An 18,895-nucleotide genomic window follows, 5' to 3' on the forward strand; every position below is an offset into this window, starting at 1 on the left:
ATTCATTAATTTCGCAATATAAATTTATAAAACAGCTTTAATTTAGTAATATGGCAAAATTTGAACTGAAATTACCTAAGATGGGAGAGAGTGTTGCTGAAGCAACAATAACTTCATGGTTAAAAGAAGTTGGAGAAACTATTGATGCCGACGAGGCTGTTTTAGAAATCGCAACAGATAAAGTTGATAGTGAAGTCCCAAGTGAGGTAGAAGGTGTTTTAATTGAAAAATTATTTAATGAAGACGACATAGTACAAGTTGGGCAAACCATTGGTATTATAGAAGTAGCTGGAGATGGTGATGTTGTTTCCGAAACTTCAGAAGCAGAAGCAGAAGCTGAAGAAGAAGATGTAGTGCCAGAACATGTTGAAGCTCTAGAGAAATCGGTTGCAGACGCTCAAGAAACCGCAGCCAGTTCGGTAGTGTCTAGTGAAGGCCGATTTTATTCGCCATTAGTAAAAAACATAGCAAAAGCAGAAGGTATCGATCAAGCAGAACTAGATGCTATTGCAGGAACAGGGCTAGAAGGTCGGGTTACTAAAAACGATATTCTTTCGTATATAGAAACTAGAGGTACTAAAACGAATCAACCCTCAGCACCTGTAAATAACAGTGCGCCGAAAGAAAAGGTGATGCCAGAGACCAAAAAATCATCGGTCGCTACGCCTAGTGTGGCGACAGGCGAAGATGAAATTATAGAGCTGTCTAGAATGGGTAAACTCGTAGCGCAACATATGACAGACTCTTCTAAAACGTCTGTTCACGTTCAAAGTTTTATAGAAGCCGATGTGACTGCGATTTGGAATTGGAGAAAACGTGTTAAAGACGAGTTTTTGAAACGAGAAGGGGAAAACTTAACGTTTACACCTATTTTTATGGAAGCCATTGCAAAAGCCTTACGCGACTATCCTATGCTCAATATTTCTTACAAAGACGGAGTAATTACTAAAAAGAAAAATATAAATCTTGGTATGGCAGCAGCTTTACCAGATGGAAATTTAATTGTTCCGGTAATTAAAAATGCCGATCAATTAAACTTAGTAGGACTTACCAAAAGTGTAAACGATTTGGCAACACGCGCCAGAGATAATAAATTAAAGCCAGATGATATACAAGATGGAACTTATACAGTGACAAATGTAGGAACGTTTGGTAGTATCATGGGGACACCTATAATTAATCAGCCGCAAGTAGGAATTCTAGCTTTAGGTGCTATTCGTAAAGTACCAGCTGTAATAGAAACCCCTGAGGGAGACTTTATTGGAATTCGTTACCGTATGTTCTTATCGCATTCTTACGATCATCGTGTGGTTAATGGTGCGCTTGGTGGTATGTTTGTAAAAGCAGTAAAAGATTATTTAGAAGCTTGGGATAGTAACCGAGAAATATAGCAAAAATTATAAATTTTGTAAAAACCCAACTTAAATGAGTTGGGTTTTTTTATTATACCCAAATAACATTTACTAAATTTACATTTTAATTAAAACTATTTTAATGAATCTTAACCTTAAAAAGCCCATTTGTTTTTTTGATCTAGAAACAACTGGTATCAATATATCTAAAGACAGAATTGTAGAAATCGCAATTTTAAAAGTATACCCAGACGGAAAAGAAGAATCTAAAAGGTGGTTGGTGAACCCCGAAATGCCAATCCCAGCAGAAGTTACAGAAATTCACGGAATCTCTGATGCCGATGTAGCCGATGCTCCAACATTTAAAGTTTTAGCAAAAGAAGTATATAGCTTAATAAAAGATTCAGATTTAGGAGGCTATAACTCCAACCGGTTCGATATTCCACTACTTGCAGAAGAGATGCTACGTGCCGAGGTCGATTTTGATATGAAAACGAATTTGGCTATCGATGTGCAAACCATTTTTCATAAAATGGAACAACGTACCTTAAGTGCAGCCTATAAGTTTTACTGCGGAAAAAATTTAGATAACGCGCACAGTGCAGCGGCTGATACTTATGCTACCTACGAGATTCTTAAGGCTCAGGTTGAACGATATGATGAGTTAGAAAATAACACAAAATTTCTTTCAGAATTTAGTAGCAGAAAACAATTTGCAGATTTTGCAGGATTTCTTGTGTTCAATAAAGATGGAGAGGAGTGTTTTTCTTTCGGAAAACATAAAATAAAAAGGTTGTAGATGTTTTAAACGATGAACCAGGATATTTCGGGTGGATATTAAATGCAGATTTCCCGTTATATACCAAAAAAGTTTTAACGGCTATAAAGCTGCGCGGTTTAAATAATAAGTTGAATTAATTTTAAGTCCATTACAAGATGAAACTTATTTGTATAGGTAGAAATTATACCGAACATATAGAAGAATTAGAAAACGAAAAACCCACAGATCCAGTTGTGTTTCTAAAACCAGATACGGCTATATTATTGAAAAAACAGCCGTTTTTTATTCCTGATTTTTCTGAAGACGTACATTATGAAGTTGAGGTTTTAGTAAAAATTAACAGGGTAGGGAAGCATATAGATCGTAAATTTGCACATAAATACTATGATGAAATTGGGTTGGGTATCGATTTTACAGCACGCGACTTACAAGCAAAATTGAAAGCTAAAGGTCTACCTTGGGAAAAGGCAAAGTCATTTGACGGATCGGCAGTTGTAGGAGAGTGGCTTCAGAAAAGTGAGTTCTCAAACTTAAATCAGCTTGGTTTTTCATTGCAAAAGAACGAAAATACTGTCCAAACCGGAAATACTAGTCACATGCTCTGGAAAATTGATGAGTTGATAGAATGTGTTTCAAAATATTTTACTTTAAAGATAGGAGACATTATCTTTACGGGGACGCCTTCTGGAGTAGGTCCGGTAAGACCCAACGATGTGCTTAAAGGATTTATAGAAGATAAACAACTGTTTTCAATAACTGTGAAATAATTATGGAAGAGCATTATAAATTATATAGGGTGAGAGAATTGGCGGATAATGATGAGGGATTTATTAAAGCCTTAGCTGTAACATTTACTGAAGAAGTTCCAGAAGATTTAAAAGTTTTAAAAAAAGCAGTACAAGACAATAATTATAACGAAACCTATCAGATGGCTCATAAATTAAAGCCTACTGTAGATTTGTTTGAACTTGGTGTTCTAGACGATGTTATAGAATTACAAGACTGGGGAAAATTTGAAAAGAAGGATTTAGATATTACACACACTTTTAATAAGGTGATTACGGCTATAGAATCTGCAGTTGCAGAAATAAAATCCGATTTTGATATTTCATAATGCAAGCAGAAATTATTACCATTGGCGATGAAATTCTCATCGGGCAAATTATTGACACTAATTCAGCATATATAGCCCAAGCACTAAATAAAATTGGTGTTTCTGTCTACCAAACTACCTCGGTACAAGACGATAAGTTACATATTTTAAAAGCACTTAAGGAGGCCGAAGAAAATGCAGATATTGTTATTGTTACAGGTGGGTTAGGCCCGACCAAAGATGATATAACAAAGCATACTTTAGCCGAGTATTTTAATGATACTCTAATTATAGACAACGTTGTTTTGAAACATGTTGAAAACATCTTTTCAAAATATTCATCTAATCCTATTTCTCAATTAAATGTAAATCAGGCTTTGGTGCTAACAAGTGCTTCGGTTTTACATAATGCCTATGGCACAGCGCCAGGAATGTGGATTGAACGTAATAATAAGGTGTTTGTATCGCTTCCCGGTGTGCCTTTCGAAATGAAGGGGTTAATAGATAGCGAAGTTATTCCGCGAATTCAACAAAAATATAAGTGTCCCTTTATCATGCATAAAACTTATATTACTTATGGGATGGGAGAGAGTGCATTGGCAGAGCGGCTAGAAATTTGGGAAGATGCCTTACCAAAACATATTAAATTAGCGTATTTACCAAATTTGGGCAAAGTACGTCTAAGATTATCTGCAAAAGGATTTGATAAAAATGCTATTATAGCAGAAATGGACAGGCAAGAGCAGTATTTAATGCCACAAATACAAGAGATTTTTAAGGGGATTGAAGGTGAAGCAGAGTCGATAGAAGAGCAAATCGGGAAAAGCTTAACACTTTTAGGGCAAACCGTATCTACGGCAGAGAGTTGTACGGGCGGTAAAATTGCAGAACAATTTACAGCTCATGCTGGAGCATCAGAATATTTTAAAGGCAGTATAGTTAGTTATGCAACCCAAGCTAAAATAGATGTGTTGCAAGTTCCAGAAGCCATCATTTTAGAGCACTCTGTAGTTAGTGCAGCAGTGGCCGAAGCCATGGCAAAACAAGCTCTAAAATGTTTAATACAGATTACGCCATTGCAACAACTGGTAATGCAGGACCAAGCAAAGCGACCGATCGCGAAGAATTAGGGACTGTTTTTATAGCAATTGCTTCAAAAACAGGCGTGTATTCAGAGAAATTTAATCTCGGAAACTTAAGGCTAAAGGTGGTTAATAAGGCTGTAGACAAGGCTTTAGAGATGCTTCAAAAAGAAATTTTAAAAAATAGATGATAATTAAGTTGTTATAAGACAAAGAATTCATATATTTGCACCTCGTTTTGAAATAACAACATTTAAAGTTTAGAAAGAATGTCAAGAGTTTGTGAACTTACAGGTAAGAAGGCAATGGTAGGGAACAATGTGTCTCACGCTATGAACAAAACTAAACGCAGATTTGATGCGAATTTAGTTAAGAAGCGTTTTTACATTCCTGAAGAAGATAAGTGGGTAACTTTAAAAGTATCTACTTCAGCGTTGAAAACTATCAACAAAATAGGAATTTCGGCTGCTATAAAAGAAGCTAAATCTAAAGGGTTTTTAAAATAAGCCGCTTTTAAAATAATACAATAATGGCAAAGAAAGGTAACAGAGTCCAAGTAATATTGGAGTGCACAGAGCATAAAGAATCTGGGGTTGCAGGAACTTCTAGATATATTACTACAAAAAACAAGAAAAATACTCCTGATAGAATGGAAATTAAAAAATTCAATCCTATCTTAAAGAGAATGACTGTTCATAAAGAAATAAAATAATTGAGTCATGGCAAAGAAATCAGTAGCATCATTACAAACGGGGTCTAAGAGATTAACAAAAGCTATCAAAATGGTAAAGTCTGATAAAACAGGAGCTTACACATTTGTTGAAGCAATTATGGCACCAGAACAAGTAAACGACTTCTTGAATAAAAAATAATAATTTATTTTTTATCAATAAAGATATTTAAGCTGCTTTCTATTTAAGAGAGCAGCTTTTGTTTTATATTTACGTTTAAAATAGTGACAAATTTTCTGCTTGGGTTTTTGGGCAGACTATTTGTGTTAAGAGTTTTTAAAAGTTACTACGCCATTTGTGTAGTATAACCATGCTTGATATCATAAATTCTAAATTATAACTAATGAGCTTTTTTAAAAAAATTTTTACTTCTGAAAAAAGGAAACTTTAGATAAAGGCTTAGAGAAATCTAAGACTAATTTTTTTGATAAACTAAGTAAGGCAGTTGCCGGAAAATCTAAGGTTGATGATGATGTTTTAGATGATTTAGAGGAAGTTTTAGTGTCTAGCGATGTTGGGGTAAATACCACTTTAAAAATTATTAAACGTATAGAAGCTCGTGTAGAACGAGATAAATATTTAGGAACAGAAGAATTAAATCTTATTCTTCGCGAGGAAATTGCCGGTTTATTATCTGAAACAAATTCAGGTGAAGAAACCGAATATACTATTCCAGCCAATAAAAAACCATATGTTCTTATGGTTGTTGGTGTAAATGGAGTGGGAAAAACTACGACTATCGGGAAACTTGCTTACCAGTTTAAAAAGCAAGGTCTTAAAGTGGTTTTAGGTGCAGCAGATACTTTTAGAGCTGCAGCAATAGATCAATTGCAAGTGTGGGCAGATCGCGTAGAAGTGCCTATTGTAAAGCAAGACATGGGAAGTGATCCGGCTTCGGTAGCTTTTGATGCTTTACAATCGGGTGTGTCTCAAAATGCCGATGTTATTATTATTGATACCGCGGGACGTTTGCATAACAAAATTAATTTGATGAACGAGCTAACTAAGGTAAAACGCGTTATGCAAAAAGTGATAGGCGATGCGCCTCACGATGTTCTATTGGTGTTAGATGGCTCTACAGGACAAAATGCATTCGAGCAAGCTAAACAGTTTACTGCAGCTACAGAGGTAACGTCCTTGGCGGTTACTAAATTAGACGGTACAGCTAAGGGTGGCGTTGTTATAGGTATTAGCGATCAGTTTAAAATTCCCGTAAAATATATTGGTGTTGGAGAAGGGATTAACGATTTACAAGTGTTTAATAAATTCGAATTTGTAGATTCTTTTTTTAAATAAATACAATCCTTATTCTACACACATAATTTCTCATAACTGAATGATCTTTGCTTGTTTTAGCGAAGGTTTAAGACTTTGACTTTGATGTCTATTTCTTTAGGCATGCCATGACTATTTTCTGGTATTCACAGATTCATCTTAGAATCTGCAAATCAATATAATTTACTTCTAAAATTATAGGTTGACTTCCTATATGCCTTAATTTCTATTCGGACTCATTTAGTGATTCAATTCTTAATTTATAATCTTGTTAGATAATGGATCTTGTTTAAAAAAAAAGCGAGACTATAATGTGCATAATAAAGATATGCACTTAACATACTTTTCCTTTAATTTGATTGTTAAAGAGGGGGTAAGTTAAAAAGCTATGTAGCTATTTTATGAGATCATTAAAACATGGAATGATGTTTTCCGGCGAAGCGTCATTGTTAACTTAACGAGGAGGTTTTAAAATGCTTTTAAACGATGTCTTTCAATTAAAATTCTATAGAGGAAAATATCAAGTTAATAGATTTTAAAGATGTTTAGGTTACCTCGAGGATGATTTTTCTCTATAAATCCCAATTTAGTATGCTTCATTATTCCATTTTAAAACATAAGTTAGCTAAATAAAGCGCATAAAAAAAGGTTAAACATGATGTTTAACCTTTTTGTTGTGACCGGGCTGGGGCTCGAACCCAGGACCCTCTCCTTAAAAGGGAGATGCTCTACCAACTGAGCTACCAGGTCATTGTTTTTGTTTGCGTATTGCGGGTGCAAAGATACTATCTTTATTTAAAAAACCAACCCTTTTTTAATATAAATAGAAAAAATAATTATTTCTGTTTATAATAGATCATTTAAGTTTAACAAAACTGCGCTGTTATAGTCTGATAAATAGTTCCTTATCTATACCATTAGACATGTAAATCTTGTTATGTAAATGAGCAATTTTTTAAAGTGCGCACGAGAAGATTCGAACTTCCACATCCTAAACGGATACTGGCCCCTCAAGCCAGCGCGTCTACCAATTCCGCCACGTGCGCCTAAAATATATAACTAAAAAAGGTTAAACAATAATGTTTAACCTTTTCGTTGTGACCGGGCTGGGGCTCGAACCCAGGACCCTCTCCTTAAAAGGGAGATGCTCTACCAACTGAGCTACCAGGTCATTGTTTTTGTTTGCGTATTGCGGGTGCAAATATATCACCTTTATTTAGAAAACCAAGCCTGTTTCTTGTTTTTTTTTTGTTTTTTTGTGCTGCAATATTGTATGTTTTTAAGTATCAATAAATAGGAGTTTAAATGAATTTAATTTTAATAGGATATATGGGGTCGGGTAAATCAACTTTAGGTAAAAAGTTGGCCAAAATATTAAATTACCCATTTATAGATTTAGATGATTATATAGAAGAACAGGAACAAAATTCTATTTCAAATATTTTTGAGGAACGGGGAGAAATCTATTTTCGAAAAAAAGAACATGACTATTTAAAAGCACTTTTAGAAAATAATACGCAAAGTATTTTGGCTTTAGGCGGAGGTACCCCGTGTTATTCTAATAATATGGAATTGATTAAAAATGATAAAACGTCGACTTCTATTTATTTTAAAGCAGGTGTTAAAGAACTCACCTCAAGATTAAAACATGAACGTGCTAAGCGTCCGTTATTAAGCCGATTTACGACAGATGATGAATTGGCAGAGTTTATAGGTAAACACTTATTTGAACGTGCTATATTCTATAATGAAGCCGATATTATTATTGATGTAGATAACACCAGTGAAATCGCTATTTTAGATCGTTTAATGACGCATTTAGTCTAAATACGCTTCAAATACATCATTCTCAAAATTAACAGTTACATGTTCGTTTAAGGATGTAGATAACGAAATACCCTTGAAATCTGCTTTTACTGGGTATTTTTTATGATTTCTATTTACTAATACCGCAGTTTTAAACTGCTTTAAAGGTACATCTAAAAAGAAACGAACACCGTAGATTAAAGCTGTTCCTGAATTTAAAACGTCATCAATTAAAACAATAGATTTATTTTCATAATCTTCTACTTTTAAAGATGTTTTAATTTCGTTTCGCGGATTTTTCTTGTCAATTTTTACTTTACACAAAATCGGTTTAATAGGAGATATTTTACTTAAAACCGATTTTAGCTTTTTTGCTAATACATAACCATTACTATCAATACCAGCCAAAATCACTTCAGACTCATAAACATTGCTTTCGTAAATTTGATATGCAATACGCTTAATTTTATGATTGATTTCGTCGTGAGTTAAAATAATATTTTTAGTCGTTTCCATCTTGTGTTATGTAATTTAGTCAAATATAAAAGAGTTTTTTATCTCGTGCTAGTTTTCAGAATTAAAAAAACTTCAAAAAAAAAGTAATTAATTAAAGGTCTTCAGAAGTTGTTTCTTCTTGGTCGTCTTGATAATCGTCAATATCGCGGCGATCTTTTTTAGTAGGACGACCTGTTCCTTTTTTACGGTAATAATCTTTGGCGTATTTTAAAAGTTCTTGAGCTTCAAAGGCCTCTTTAGGGGTTGTGTCCACGCGATAAATATCAACTAATTTAGCGCCAACACGGTTTGGAGGTAAGTCGTTTACCTTCAGGCTGTAGTTTACTTGATCCTTTCTAAGTTCAATTTTGTCTTGCGGATAAACGTCACGACTAGGTTTTACTACGGCTCCATTTACTTTAACATGTCCTTTTTTACAGGCTGTAGTAGCTATACTTCGTGTTTTATAATACCTAACACACCATAAATATTTATCTATTCGCATCTTTTTTTTGTAAAAATCAACATTTCACTTTCGTGAAAAATTCTATTTAAAATCGTATCTTGCGCCCCAAAAATAAGCAATAATGAAATTAAGAACAGTTACTTTAACTATTTTATTAGCGGCAATGGTTTTTACGTGTAAAAATGATGATGACGATAACACGGAAACTGTACCAGCTAGAGATGCTACAGAAGTATACGAAGAAAATATGGCTGAAATAGAAGCCTATCTTGAAACGCATTTTTATAACTATGAAGATTTTGATTTCGATAATCCTTATAGTCCAGCAAATGATAATTTTCAGATTGTGTTTGATACTATAGCAGGTGTAAATAGCGATAAAATTCCTTTAAGCGACCAAGTAGTAAGTAAAGAAGTTCCTGATTCGGTTGAAGAAGATTTAATTTACACTATGTATTATTTGGTAGTACGCGAGGGTAAAGGCGAAGAAATACATTTTACAGATCGTGCTTTTGTTCAATATAGAGGAACCTTACTAGATGGTTCTATTTTCGATAGTACGGTAACTCCAGTGGGTTTAAGTATGTTGTCTTATGGAACTGATTATGGTGTGGTTGATGGCTTTAAAGAAACAGTTATAGAATTTAAAACCTCTACAGGTAATTCTGAAAACGGAGATGGTACAGTAACTTATCACGAACATGGTATAGGTGCTGGTTTTCTACCTTCTGGTTTAGCTTATTTCAATTCTGCAACATCTACTATTCCTGCATATTCTCCACTTATATTTGCTGTGAATACATCTGGAGTAACGTATTTAGATCATGATAATGACGGGGTATATTCTTATTTAGAAGATTTAAATGGTGACGGCGATGTGTATGATGATGATACCGATGGTGATGGTATTCCTAATTTTATAGATCTTGATGATGACGGTGATGGCGTATTTACTATTCACGAAGATATTGATGGTGATGGCGATCCGTCTAACGATATAGGGAAAAACGGTATTCCTAAGTATTTAGATCCTGAAGAAACAGAATCTACAGAAGATTAAGACTAGATAATCTTAAAATAAAGCATAAAAAAACCGTTTGTAGTTCATGTACTGCAAACGGTTTTTTTATGCTTATAAGTCTTATTGGTTTATAATTTTACCGAAAGACTTAAGATTAATTGACTTGGTCTAGAGTCTATAGAAACAACATCGATACCATTGTTTTCAATAAACTTTGTTTCGTTTTTACTAAATCCGCGTTCGTATCTTAGGTCGATACCAATTTTTCTAATATTAACAGCAAACCCAAAATTAAAGCCCATAGAGATGTCCTTATCTATATCATCGGCTTTAACATCGTCAAATTTAGAATCTAGTATATACTGAAATGCAGGTCCAGCAAATATGCTTAAAGGCCCTATTAAGCGAATTCCAAATAATGCTGGTAAATCTAATTTCTGAACTTTTAATTTGCCAGCATCGTATTCACTACTAGTATTCGTGTACATTAATTCTGGTTTAAAGTAAATCCAGTCTCCAAATTTACCAAAAACACCCAGATGAAAACCTACGTTTTTATCTGGGTGTTTAACTGTATTACTTATGGATGAAAAATAATTTCCATTTGCTCCATAGTTTAATCCGCCTTTAATTCCATAACCTGAACCTGATTGTGCTGTAGATAGATTTAAAGCACCTACAACAATACAAAGTGTTAAGATTAATTTTTTCATAGTTTCGTTTTTAATGATTGTTACATTAAACGCGAAACTAATAAAATTATTTTCTTTTAATAACGGTTTCGCAAGCCTTTACAATGGCAGCGCTATTTAATCCGTATTTATCCATAAGTTGTGCAGGCGTACCAGACTCCCCAAAGGTGTCTTGAGTACCAACAAATTCTTGTGGTGTTGGTTTGTTTGTAGCTAAAACACGTGCCACACTTTCACCTAAACCTCCAAAGATATTGTGTTCTTCTGCAGTAACTACACATCCTGTTTTTGCTACAGAATCTAAAATTGCTTTAGCGTCTAAAGGCTTAATGGTATGCATGTCTATAACCTCGGCAGAGATTCCTTTTTCATGTAAAACTTTAGAAGCTTCTAAGGCTTCCCAAACTAGGTGTCCAGTTGCTACAATAGTAACGTCGCTACCTTCTGTTAAATTAATCGCTTTGCCAATTTCGAATTTCTGATCGGCAGGAGTGAAAATTGGCACAGAAGGTCTTCCAAAACGTAAGTAAACAGGACCGTCATGTTCTGCAATTGCAATAGTAGCTGCTTTTGTTTGGTTGTAATCGCAAGGATTAATAACAGTCATGCCTGGTAACATTTTCATTAAGCCTATATCTTCAAGAATTTGATGCGTGGCACCATCTTCTCCTAAAGTTAAACCTGCGTGAGATGCACAAATTTTTACATTCTTACCAGAATACGCAATAGATTGACGTATTTGATCATAAACACGACCTGTAGAAAAGTTAGCGAAAGTTCCTGTAAATGGAATTTTTCCACCAATAGTTAAACCGGCAGCAATACTCATCATGTTTGCTTCTGCTATTCCGATTTGGAAAAAACGCTCTGGATTTTCTTTAATAAATTCATCCATTTTTAATGAACCAATTAAATCGGCACATAGCGCTACAACATTAGGATTTGTTCTTCCAAGCTCTGCTAAACCAGCTCCAAAACCACTTCTTGTATCTTTTTTCTCTGTATATGTATATGTTTTCATTGTCTTTTAGATTGTGAAGGTTAGTAGTCGCCTAAAGTTTCAGGGTTTTGTGCTAAAGCATTTTCTAATTGTTCGTCGTTTGGTGCTTTACCATGCCAAGCGTGAGTGTACATCATAAAATCTACACCATGACCCATTACTGTTTTTAAAAGCACGCATACAGGTTTTCCTTTTCCTGTTTTCGATTTAGCTTCAGCCATACCATTTAATATAGCGTCAATATTGTTTCCTTCTTCTATGTCTATAACATCCCAACCAAAAGCTTCAAATTTAGCTCTCAGACTTCCCATAGGTAGTACGGTGTCTGTAGAACCATCAATTTGCTGTCCGTTTAAATCTACAGTAGCAATTAAGTTATCAACCTTTTTTGCAGAGGCATACATAATCGCTTCCCAGTTCTGACCTTCTTGTAGTTCGCCATCCCCGTGTAATGTATAAACTAATTTATCGTCTCCATTTAGTTTCTTAGCTTGTGCTGCTCCAATACCAACAGACATACCTTGACCTAAAGACCCCGATGCAATACGCACTCCTGGTAATCCTTCGTGAGTAGTAGGGTGTCCCTGTAATCTAGAGTTTAATAATCTAAACGTACTTAATTCCTCTACTGGAAAATAGCCAGCATGTGCAAGTACACTATAAAATACAGGTGAAATGTGGCCGTTAGATAAAAAGAATAAATCTTCATTTATACCATCCATTTCAAAACCGTCTTTGCGGTCCATAATTTCGTTGTAAAGGGCTACTAAAAATTCTGCACATCCTAAAGAGCCCCCTGGGTGACCAGAGTTTACCTTATGTACCATGCGTAGAATATCTCTACGAACCTGAGTCGTTAAATCTTGTAATTCTTTTGTATTAGACATGTTATATAACTTGATTTATAAAGGCTCAAAAATAAGCCTTTATGTGTGTTTAACAAATTAATATTTTAGTAATTTAAGTAAAGGTTTACGTAGAGGTATTTTTTTATTTTTTTTAAATAACAATACAGATAAGAACGAGTTAATTATCTTTGCCTCCTGATGAATATTTGAATATGACATTCGACTTAAAAGCCCAAGACACCCAAAGTAAAGCCAGAGCTGGAGTAATAACTACAGATCATGGTACAATAGAGACACCTATTTTTATGCCAGTAGGAACCGTAGGTTCTGTAAAAGGTGTACACCAACGCGAACTTAAAAATGATATTAACCCAGATATTATTCTGGGAAACACCTATCATTTATACTTAAGACCACAAACCAAAATCCTTGAAAAAGCAGGAGGGTTACATAAATTTATCAATTGGGATAGAAATATTTTAACCGATTCTGGAGGTTATCAAGTGTATTCCTTGTCTTCTAACCGAAAAATTAAAGAAGAAGGAGTAAAGTTTAAATCGCATATCGACGGAAGTTACCACGTATTTACGCCAGAGAACGTGATGGAAATTCAGCGTAGCATTGGTGCCGATATTATTATGGCTTTCGATGAATGTACACCATATCCTTGCGATTATAATTATGCAAAACGTTCGATGCACATGACGCATCGTTGGTTAGAGCGTTGTTTAAAGCATTTAGACAAAACGCCGTTTATGTACGATTATAGTCAGACGTTTTTCCCAATTGTACAAGGAAGTACATATAAGGATTTACGTAAACAGTCTGCAGAATACATTGCCGGAGTAGGAGCAGAAGGGAATGCTATTGGAGGTTTATCGGTGGGGGAACCCGCAGAAGAAATGTATGCCATGACCGAAGTGGTAACCGATGTGTTGCCATGGGATAAACCCAGGTATTTAATGGGAGTTGGTACACCAATAAATATTTTAGAAAATATAGCTTTAGGGGTCGATATGTTCGATTGTGTTATGCCTACCCGTAACGCAAGAAATGGAATGCTGTTTACGGCCCATGGTTCTATCAATATAAAAAATAAAAAGTGGGAAGATGATTTTTCTCCTATTGATGAAATGGGGATAACTTTTGTTGATACCGAATATTCGAAAGCGTATTTAAGACATTTGTTTTCGGTAAATGAATTGCTGGGAAAACAAATTGCAACGATACATAATTTAGGCTTTTACTTATGGTTGGTTCGTGAAGCTAGAAAACATATCTTAGCAGGTGATTTTAGAACTTGGAAGGATATGATGGTAAAACAAATGGATAATAGATTATAGGATCTAGAATTTAGTGACCATAAAAATGTAGTCTGAAAAGATTTTAAGGCAGACTTTTTAAATTTTATAACATATAAAACACCCATATAACCTCGGTTTTAGAGGTTGGGAGCGGCAAGATTGAAGATATTAGATTGGTACATATTAAAGCGCTATTTATTCACATTTTTAATGATGTTATTGCTGTTTATTCCAATTGCAATAACCGTAAATTTAGCTGAAAAAATTGGTAAAATTCTTGAAAACGAAGTGCCTTTTCCAGAGGTGGCAATGTTTTATTTGAATTTCACTATATATTTTGCGCATCTTTTATTTCCGTTATTTTTATTCCTTTCGGTAATTTTCTTCACTTCTAAATTAGCAAACAATACAGAAGTTATTGCTTTTTTAAGTTCGGGAGTATCGTTTAATCGATTTTTAAGACCGTATATGTATGGGGCAACAATTGTTGCGATCTTATCTCTGGTTTTAGGTATGTATCTTGCGCCGGAAGCAAGTAAGGGGTTTAATGATTTCGATTATAAATATTTTAAAAAAATAAAAAAGCACAAGAAACAGGTACGGTTTATAGACAAATTAACGACAACGATTTTATCTATGTGAGTAGTTTTGATGCCAAAAATAAAATGGGTCAGAACTTCTCTTTAGAGCATATTGTAGATAATAAATTGGTGTATAAAATGAGTGCTAGAAACTTGAGGTATATTGAAAAAGATTCGGTGTACCGACTGGTAGACTACGTTAAACGCACCATTGGTGAAGATGATGATGTTATTGAAACTTTAAGACGAAAAGATACCATATTTAGTTTCGATTTAGAAGATTTAACACCATTAGAATATATTGCTGAAACCTTAAATTATAGCGATTTAAATGCTTTTATAGAGAAAGAGAAAAAAAGAGGATCTTCTAGTATTGGGCGATACGAATTGGTGAAATACAGAAAATGGAGTTTGCCAGTTTCGGTGTTTATTTTAACTATTATTGCTGTGGCAGTATCGTCTCAAAAACGGCGAGGAGGAATGGGAGTTAATCTAGCTTTCGGAATATGTATTGCCATGGTATTTGTGTTTTTCGATAAAATTTTCGGGGTTATGGCAGAACAATCCGATTTCTCTCCTTTGATAGCTGTATGGTTTCCAAATATAATTTTTGGGGTGCTAGCCGCCTATTTACTGTATAATGCGAGACGCTAAATTACTCAATTATCTGCATTTGCACCTGCTGGTGTTTATAGCAGGATTTACCGCAATATTAGGCGAATTAATCACTATAGATGCTATAGCTTTAGTCTGGTACCGTATGTTAATGGCAACGGTTTTAATGTATGCCTATATCCGTGTTAAAGGGATTAATATTAAGGTGCCACCAAGAACAATACTTCGATTTGGGTTTGCAGGAGTTATTATTGCTCTGCATTGGATCACTTTTTTTGGCGCTATAAAAGCGTCAAACATTTCCATTACCTTATCAATGGTGTCTTCGGGAGCTTTTTTTGCTTCAATTTTAGAGCCCATTATTCATAAACGAAAAATTATTAAGTACGAAATGGTGTTTGGATTTGTGGTTGTTTTGGGCGTTTTTTTAATCACCCAAAGCGAACTTCAGTATATCGAAGGCATCATATTAGGCATACTGTCAGCATTTTTATCAGCTTTATTTGCTGTTTTAAATGGTAAATTTGTGAAAGAATATCGACCTTCGGTAATCTCTATTTATGAGTTTATAAGTGGCGTATTGTTTATTACCTTATTTATAGCCTTATTTGGTTCAGGATTTAATTCAGAATTTTTTAGTGTAAGTCCCACAGATTTGTGGTATCTTTTTATATTAGCCTCAGTTTGTACAGCATATGCCTTTATTGCTTCAGTGAAAATCATGGAACATGTAAGTCCATATACGGTAATGCTTACCTTTAATTTAGAACCTATTTACGGTATAATTCTCGCCTTAATATTATTTCCAGAGAAAGAAAAAATGTCGAGTAATTTTTATTACGGAGCATCGATTATTTTAGGGGCTGTTTTATTAAACGGTATCCTAAAAAATTGGAAAGCTTTAAAAAGAAAACGGTCTTAACAAAATTAGAACGCGAAAGTTTTTATATTTGTAAGCTAACTAAAAAAGAAATCCTTAATTGGTATGGAGTATTTAGAATTTGAACTTCCTATAAAAGAACTTGAAGAGCAATTGGACAAGTGCCAAATTATAGGCAAGGAAAGTGAAGTAGACGTAACAGAAACCTGTAAGCAAATAGAAAAAAAGCTTATAGAGACTAAAAAAGACATATATAAAAATTTAACCCCTTGGCAACGCGTTCAATTATCGCGTCACCCAAATAGACCGTATACATTAGATTATATAAAGGCGATTTGTGGTAATACATTTTTAGAGCTACATGGCGATAGAAATGTAAAAGACGATAAGGCGATGATTGGTGGTCTAGGTAAAATAGGCGACCAAAGCTATATGTTTATTGGCCAACAAAAAGGGTTTAATACCAAAACACGTCAATTACGTAATTTCGGAATGTCTAACCCAGAGGGTTACCGTAAAGCCTTACGCTTAATGAAATCGGCCGAGAAATTTGGAATTCCTGTAGTAACTTTAATCGATACTCCAGGTGCATACCCAGGTTTAGAAGCTGAAGAACGCGGACAAGGAGAAGCCATTGCTAGAAATATTCTAGAAATGACTCGTTTAAAAGTGCCTATTATTACCGTTATTATTGGTGAAGGTGCATCTGGTGGTGCCTTAGGTATAGGTGTAGGAGACCGTGTATTGATGCTAGAAAACACTTGGTATTCGGTGATTTCGCCAGAATCTTGTTCTTCTATTTTATGGCGTAGTTGGGAGTTTAAAGAGCAAGCAGCCGAAGCTTTAAAGCTTACTGCAGCCGATATGAAAAAACAAAAATTGGTAGACGAAATTGTAAAAGAACCTTTAGGAGGAGCACATACAGATCGTCAAGAAACGTTTAATATTGTAAAGTCGGCAATTGTAAAATCTTTTGAGGCTTTAAAAAACTTATCACCAAAAGAATTAGTGAAACAACGTATGGAAAAATACGAAAACATGGGCGTCTTTAAAGAGTAATCCCTTGATACCCTCATAGTAAGAAACCTGAAGCTATTTAACTTCAGGTTTTTTTATGGTTATTAACAAAATATGTAAGTTGTTAACAATTAGAATGTTGAAGAAAGGTTAACATCAACCTTCTAAAAACATCAAAATATAAAGCCTTTTTAATTACTTTTGTAGCTATGAAACAACCGAACTCAATGCAGGGCTACAAAGTAGACAAAAGTACTTTAATCAATTTAGAACGTGGTAAAATTCCACCGCAAGCTATTGATTTAGAGGAAGTTGTGCTTGGAGCTATGATGGTCGATAAAAAAGGAGTGGATGAAGTTATCGACATTTTAAGTCCAGATGCTTTCTATAAAGAATCTCATAAAGTGATTTTTGAAGCGATCTTTCAGTTGTTTGAGGGGAGCGAACCTATCGACTTATTAACTGTTTCTAGTCAATTAAAGAAAAGTGCGAAGCTTGAAGTTGCAGGTGGTGATTTTTATCTGATTTCACTTACCCAAAAAGTGTCTTCTTCGGCGCATATAGAGTTTCATGCCCGTATTATTTTACAGAAATTTATTCAACGTAGTTTAATTAAAATTTCAAGTGAAATTATTGAAGAAGCTTACGATGAAACCCAAGATGTATTCGATTTACTAGATAAAGCCGAAACCAAACTTTACGAAGTTACTCAAGGTAACATCAAAAAGTCTAGTGAAACGGCGCAGGAATTGGTTATTCAGGCGAAGAAGAAAATTGAAGAGATTTCGAATAAAGAGGGCTTAAGTGGTATTCCTACCGGATTTGATAAGTTAGATAAATTAACTTCTGGTTGGCAACCTTCCGATTTAATTATTGTGGCGGCTCGTCCAGGTATGGGTAAAACAGCCTTAACCTTATCTATGGCACGAAACATAGCCGTAGATCAAAATATACCCGTTGCTTTTTTCTCTTTAGAGATGGCATCGGTGCAGTTAATTACGCGTTTAATTTCTTCGGAAACTGGATTGTCTTCAGAAAAATTAAGAACAGGTAAATTAGAAAAACACGAGTGGGAGCAATTAAATGTAAAAGTAAAAGGCTTAGAAAAAGCACCTCTTTTTATAGATGATACCCCTTCGCTTTCTATTTTCGATTTACGTGCCAAAGCCAGACGTTTATCGTCGCAACACGGTATAAAACTAATCATGATTGACTACTTACAGTTAATGACGGGAGGAACAAGTCATGGTGGAAACCGTGAACAAGAGATCTCGATGATTTCACGTAACCTAAAAGCCTTGGCAAAAGAATTAATGGTTCCTGTAATTGCACTGTCTCAGTTATCGCGTGCTGTAGAAACGCGTGGCGGAAGTAAACGTCCGTTACTGTCTGACCTTCGTGAATCGGGTGCGATCGAGCAAGATGCCGATATTGTATCGTTTATTTATCGTCCCGAATATTATAAAATTGAAGAATGGGATGATGATGAGCGCTCTCCAACAGAAGGACAAGCAGAATTTATTATTGCAAAACACAGAAATGGTGGATTAGAAAACATCCGATTAAAATTCTTAGGTCACTTAGGTAAGTTCGATAACTTAGATGATTTTGATTCTCCTTACGAGTTCCATAGTAAAATGAATACCAACCCGAATGAAGATTCTGGGTTTAGCTCTGGAGGTCATTTTCCTTCGCCCACAGATGCCTTTGGAAGTGCTATGAACGAGGATGATGATAACGATGTACCGTTTTAATTTTGAAACAATTTTTTAATAGAAAACCATGAAAGATACCCTAACCGTATTTTTCATGGTTTTTTTTATGTTTAATAGAATGCATTTTGATTTTAACCCTTC

The 18,895-nt window shown here is 34.6% G+C and carries 17 protein-coding genes, 3 tRNA genes and 4 pseudogenes; 16 read left to right on the plus strand and 8 right to left on the minus strand.

From position 1 onward, the window contains the following. The first annotated feature begins 50 nt into the window (after positions 1–50). The 9 genes and pseudogenes from A9D35_RS17085 to ftsY all read left to right on the plus strand — a co-directional run bounded on the left by A9D35_RS17085 (position 51) and on the right by ftsY (position 6,335). Positions 51–1,391: a dihydrolipoamide acetyltransferase family protein gene (locus tag A9D35_RS17085; protein ID WP_066225259.1), complete on the plus strand. Its 1,341-nt coding sequence runs from the start codon at positions 51–53 to the stop codon at positions 1,389–1,391. A gap of 103 nt (positions 1,392–1,494) precedes the next feature. Next, positions 1,495–2,270 (plus strand): annotated as a pseudogene (locus tag A9D35_RS17090) (3'-5' exonuclease). Positions 2,271–2,288: 18 nt separating this feature from the next. Next, complete coding sequence (locus tag A9D35_RS17095) at positions 2,289–2,900, plus strand: fumarylacetoacetate hydrolase family protein (protein ID WP_066225261.1); 612 nt, start codon at positions 2,289–2,291, stop codon at positions 2,898–2,900. 2 nt (positions 2,901–2,902) lie between these two features. Then, entirely contained in the window at positions 2,903–3,247 is a 345-nt protein-coding gene (locus A9D35_RS17100; protein WP_066225263.1) for a hypothetical protein, read from the plus strand. Then, positions 3,247–4,499: pseudogene (locus tag A9D35_RS17105) on the plus strand (CinA family nicotinamide mononucleotide deamidase-related protein). The gene A9D35_RS17100 and the pseudogene A9D35_RS17105 overlap by 1 nt, the downstream one beginning before the upstream one ends. Before the next feature lie 78 nt (positions 4,500–4,577). Next, complete coding sequence (rpmB, locus tag A9D35_RS17110; protein ID WP_038527816.1) at positions 4,578–4,814, plus strand: 50S ribosomal protein L28; 237 nt, start codon at positions 4,578–4,580, stop codon at positions 4,812–4,814. Positions 4,815–4,837: 23 nt separating this feature from the next. After that, complete coding sequence (rpmG, locus tag A9D35_RS17115) at positions 4,838–5,020, plus strand: 50S ribosomal protein L33 (RefSeq protein ID WP_066225265.1); 183 nt, start codon at positions 4,838–4,840, stop codon at positions 5,018–5,020. A gap of 7 nt (positions 5,021–5,027) precedes the next feature. Beyond that, on the plus strand, positions 5,028–5,180 hold the full coding sequence (locus A9D35_RS17120) for a DUF4295 domain-containing protein (RefSeq protein ID WP_066225267.1): 153 nt from the start codon (positions 5,028–5,030) through the stop codon (positions 5,178–5,180). A gap of 202 nt (positions 5,181–5,382) precedes the next feature. Further along, positions 5,383–6,335: pseudogene (gene ftsY, locus A9D35_RS17125) on the plus strand (signal recognition particle-docking protein FtsY). A gap of 656 nt (positions 6,336–6,991) precedes the next feature. On the opposite strand, the gene A9D35_RS17130 reads toward ftsY, so the two are convergent. The 3 genes from A9D35_RS17130 to A9D35_RS17140 form a co-directional block, all read right to left on the minus strand. Continuing rightward, a tRNA-Lys gene (locus tag A9D35_RS17130) sits at positions 6,992–7,064 on the minus strand. Positions 7,065–7,275: 211 nt separating this feature from the next. Beyond that, a tRNA-Leu gene (locus tag A9D35_RS17135) sits at positions 7,276–7,360 on the minus strand. 52 nt (positions 7,361–7,412) lie between these two features. Next, positions 7,413–7,485 (minus strand) — tRNA-Lys (locus A9D35_RS17140). A gap of 134 nt (positions 7,486–7,619) precedes the next feature. Between A9D35_RS17140 and A9D35_RS17145 the strand changes: the two genes are divergently transcribed. Then, entirely contained in the window at positions 7,620–8,141 is a 522-nt protein-coding gene (locus A9D35_RS17145) for a shikimate kinase (RefSeq protein WP_066225269.1), read from the plus strand. Here the strand turns inward: A9D35_RS17145 and A9D35_RS17150 are convergent. Together A9D35_RS17150 and A9D35_RS17155 are read right to left on the minus strand one after the other, a co-directional pair. Then, the gene (locus tag A9D35_RS17150) at positions 8,133–8,636 is read right to left on the minus strand and encodes a phosphoribosyltransferase family protein (RefSeq protein WP_066225271.1); all 504 of its coding nucleotides are present in this window, start codon (positions 8,634–8,636) and stop codon (positions 8,133–8,135) included. The two genes, A9D35_RS17145 and A9D35_RS17150, sit on opposite strands and share 9 nt — an antisense overlap. A gap of 91 nt (positions 8,637–8,727) precedes the next feature. Beyond that, a complete protein-coding gene (locus A9D35_RS17155; RefSeq protein WP_066225273.1) occupies positions 8,728–9,120 on the minus strand; it encodes an RNA-binding S4 domain-containing protein in 393 nt (130 codons plus the stop codon). Positions 9,121–9,202: 82 nt separating this feature from the next. Here A9D35_RS17155 and A9D35_RS17160 point away from each other — a divergent pair, with 82 nt between their 5' ends. Then, a complete protein-coding gene (locus A9D35_RS17160) occupies positions 9,203–10,141 on the plus strand; it encodes an FKBP-type peptidyl-prolyl cis-trans isomerase (RefSeq protein ID WP_066225275.1) in 939 nt (312 codons plus the stop codon). Between the two features lie 89 nt (positions 10,142–10,230). Here A9D35_RS17160 and A9D35_RS17165 read toward each other — a convergent pair whose 3' ends face one another. Genes A9D35_RS17165 through A9D35_RS17175 form a run of 3 tightly spaced genes read right to left on the minus strand, consistent with a single transcriptional unit; the run spans position 10,231 to position 12,681 of the window. After that, the gene (locus A9D35_RS17165; protein WP_066225278.1) at positions 10,231–10,815 is read right to left on the minus strand and encodes an outer membrane beta-barrel protein; all 585 of its coding nucleotides are present in this window, start codon (positions 10,813–10,815) and stop codon (positions 10,231–10,233) included. Between the two features lie 46 nt (positions 10,816–10,861). Beyond that, positions 10,862–11,815, minus strand: coding sequence for a transketolase family protein (locus tag A9D35_RS17170; RefSeq protein ID WP_066225280.1), 954 nt, complete (start codon positions 11,813–11,815; stop codon positions 10,862–10,864). A 20-nt stretch (positions 11,816–11,835) separates the two neighbouring features. After that, a complete protein-coding gene (locus A9D35_RS17175) occupies positions 11,836–12,681 on the minus strand; it encodes a transketolase (RefSeq protein ID WP_066225283.1) in 846 nt (281 codons plus the stop codon). Between the two features lie 173 nt (positions 12,682–12,854). On the opposite strand from A9D35_RS17175, the gene tgt reads away from it, so the two are divergent. The 5 genes and pseudogenes from tgt (at position 12,855) to dnaB (ending at position 18,793) form a co-directional block, all read left to right on the plus strand. Next, a complete protein-coding gene (tgt, locus tag A9D35_RS17180) occupies positions 12,855–13,985 on the plus strand; it encodes a tRNA guanosine(34) transglycosylase Tgt (protein WP_066225284.1) in 1,131 nt (376 codons plus the stop codon). Positions 13,986–14,159: 174 nt separating this feature from the next. Next, a pseudogene (locus tag A9D35_RS17185) lies at positions 14,160–15,181 on the plus strand (LptF/LptG family permease). Continuing rightward, positions 15,168–16,064 carry a DMT family transporter gene (locus A9D35_RS17190; RefSeq protein ID WP_066225285.1) on the plus strand — a complete coding sequence of 299 codons (897 nt, stop codon included), beginning with the start codon at positions 15,168–15,170 and terminating at the stop codon, positions 16,062–16,064. Before A9D35_RS17185 ends, A9D35_RS17190 begins: the two are co-directional and overlap by 14 nt. Before the next feature lie 63 nt (positions 16,065–16,127). Further along, a complete protein-coding gene (locus A9D35_RS17195; RefSeq protein WP_066225286.1) occupies positions 16,128–17,081 on the plus strand; it encodes an acetyl-CoA carboxylase carboxyltransferase subunit alpha in 954 nt (317 codons plus the stop codon). Between the two features lie 167 nt (positions 17,082–17,248). Next, complete coding sequence (gene dnaB / locus A9D35_RS17200; RefSeq protein WP_066225288.1) at positions 17,249–18,793, plus strand: replicative DNA helicase; 1,545 nt, start codon at positions 17,249–17,251, stop codon at positions 18,791–18,793. The last annotated feature ends 102 nt before the right edge of the window (positions 18,794–18,895 follow it).

This window comes from Formosa haliotis (assembly GCF_001685485.1).
GTDB lineage: Bacteria > Bacteroidota > Bacteroidia > Flavobacteriales > Flavobacteriaceae > Formosa > Formosa haliotis.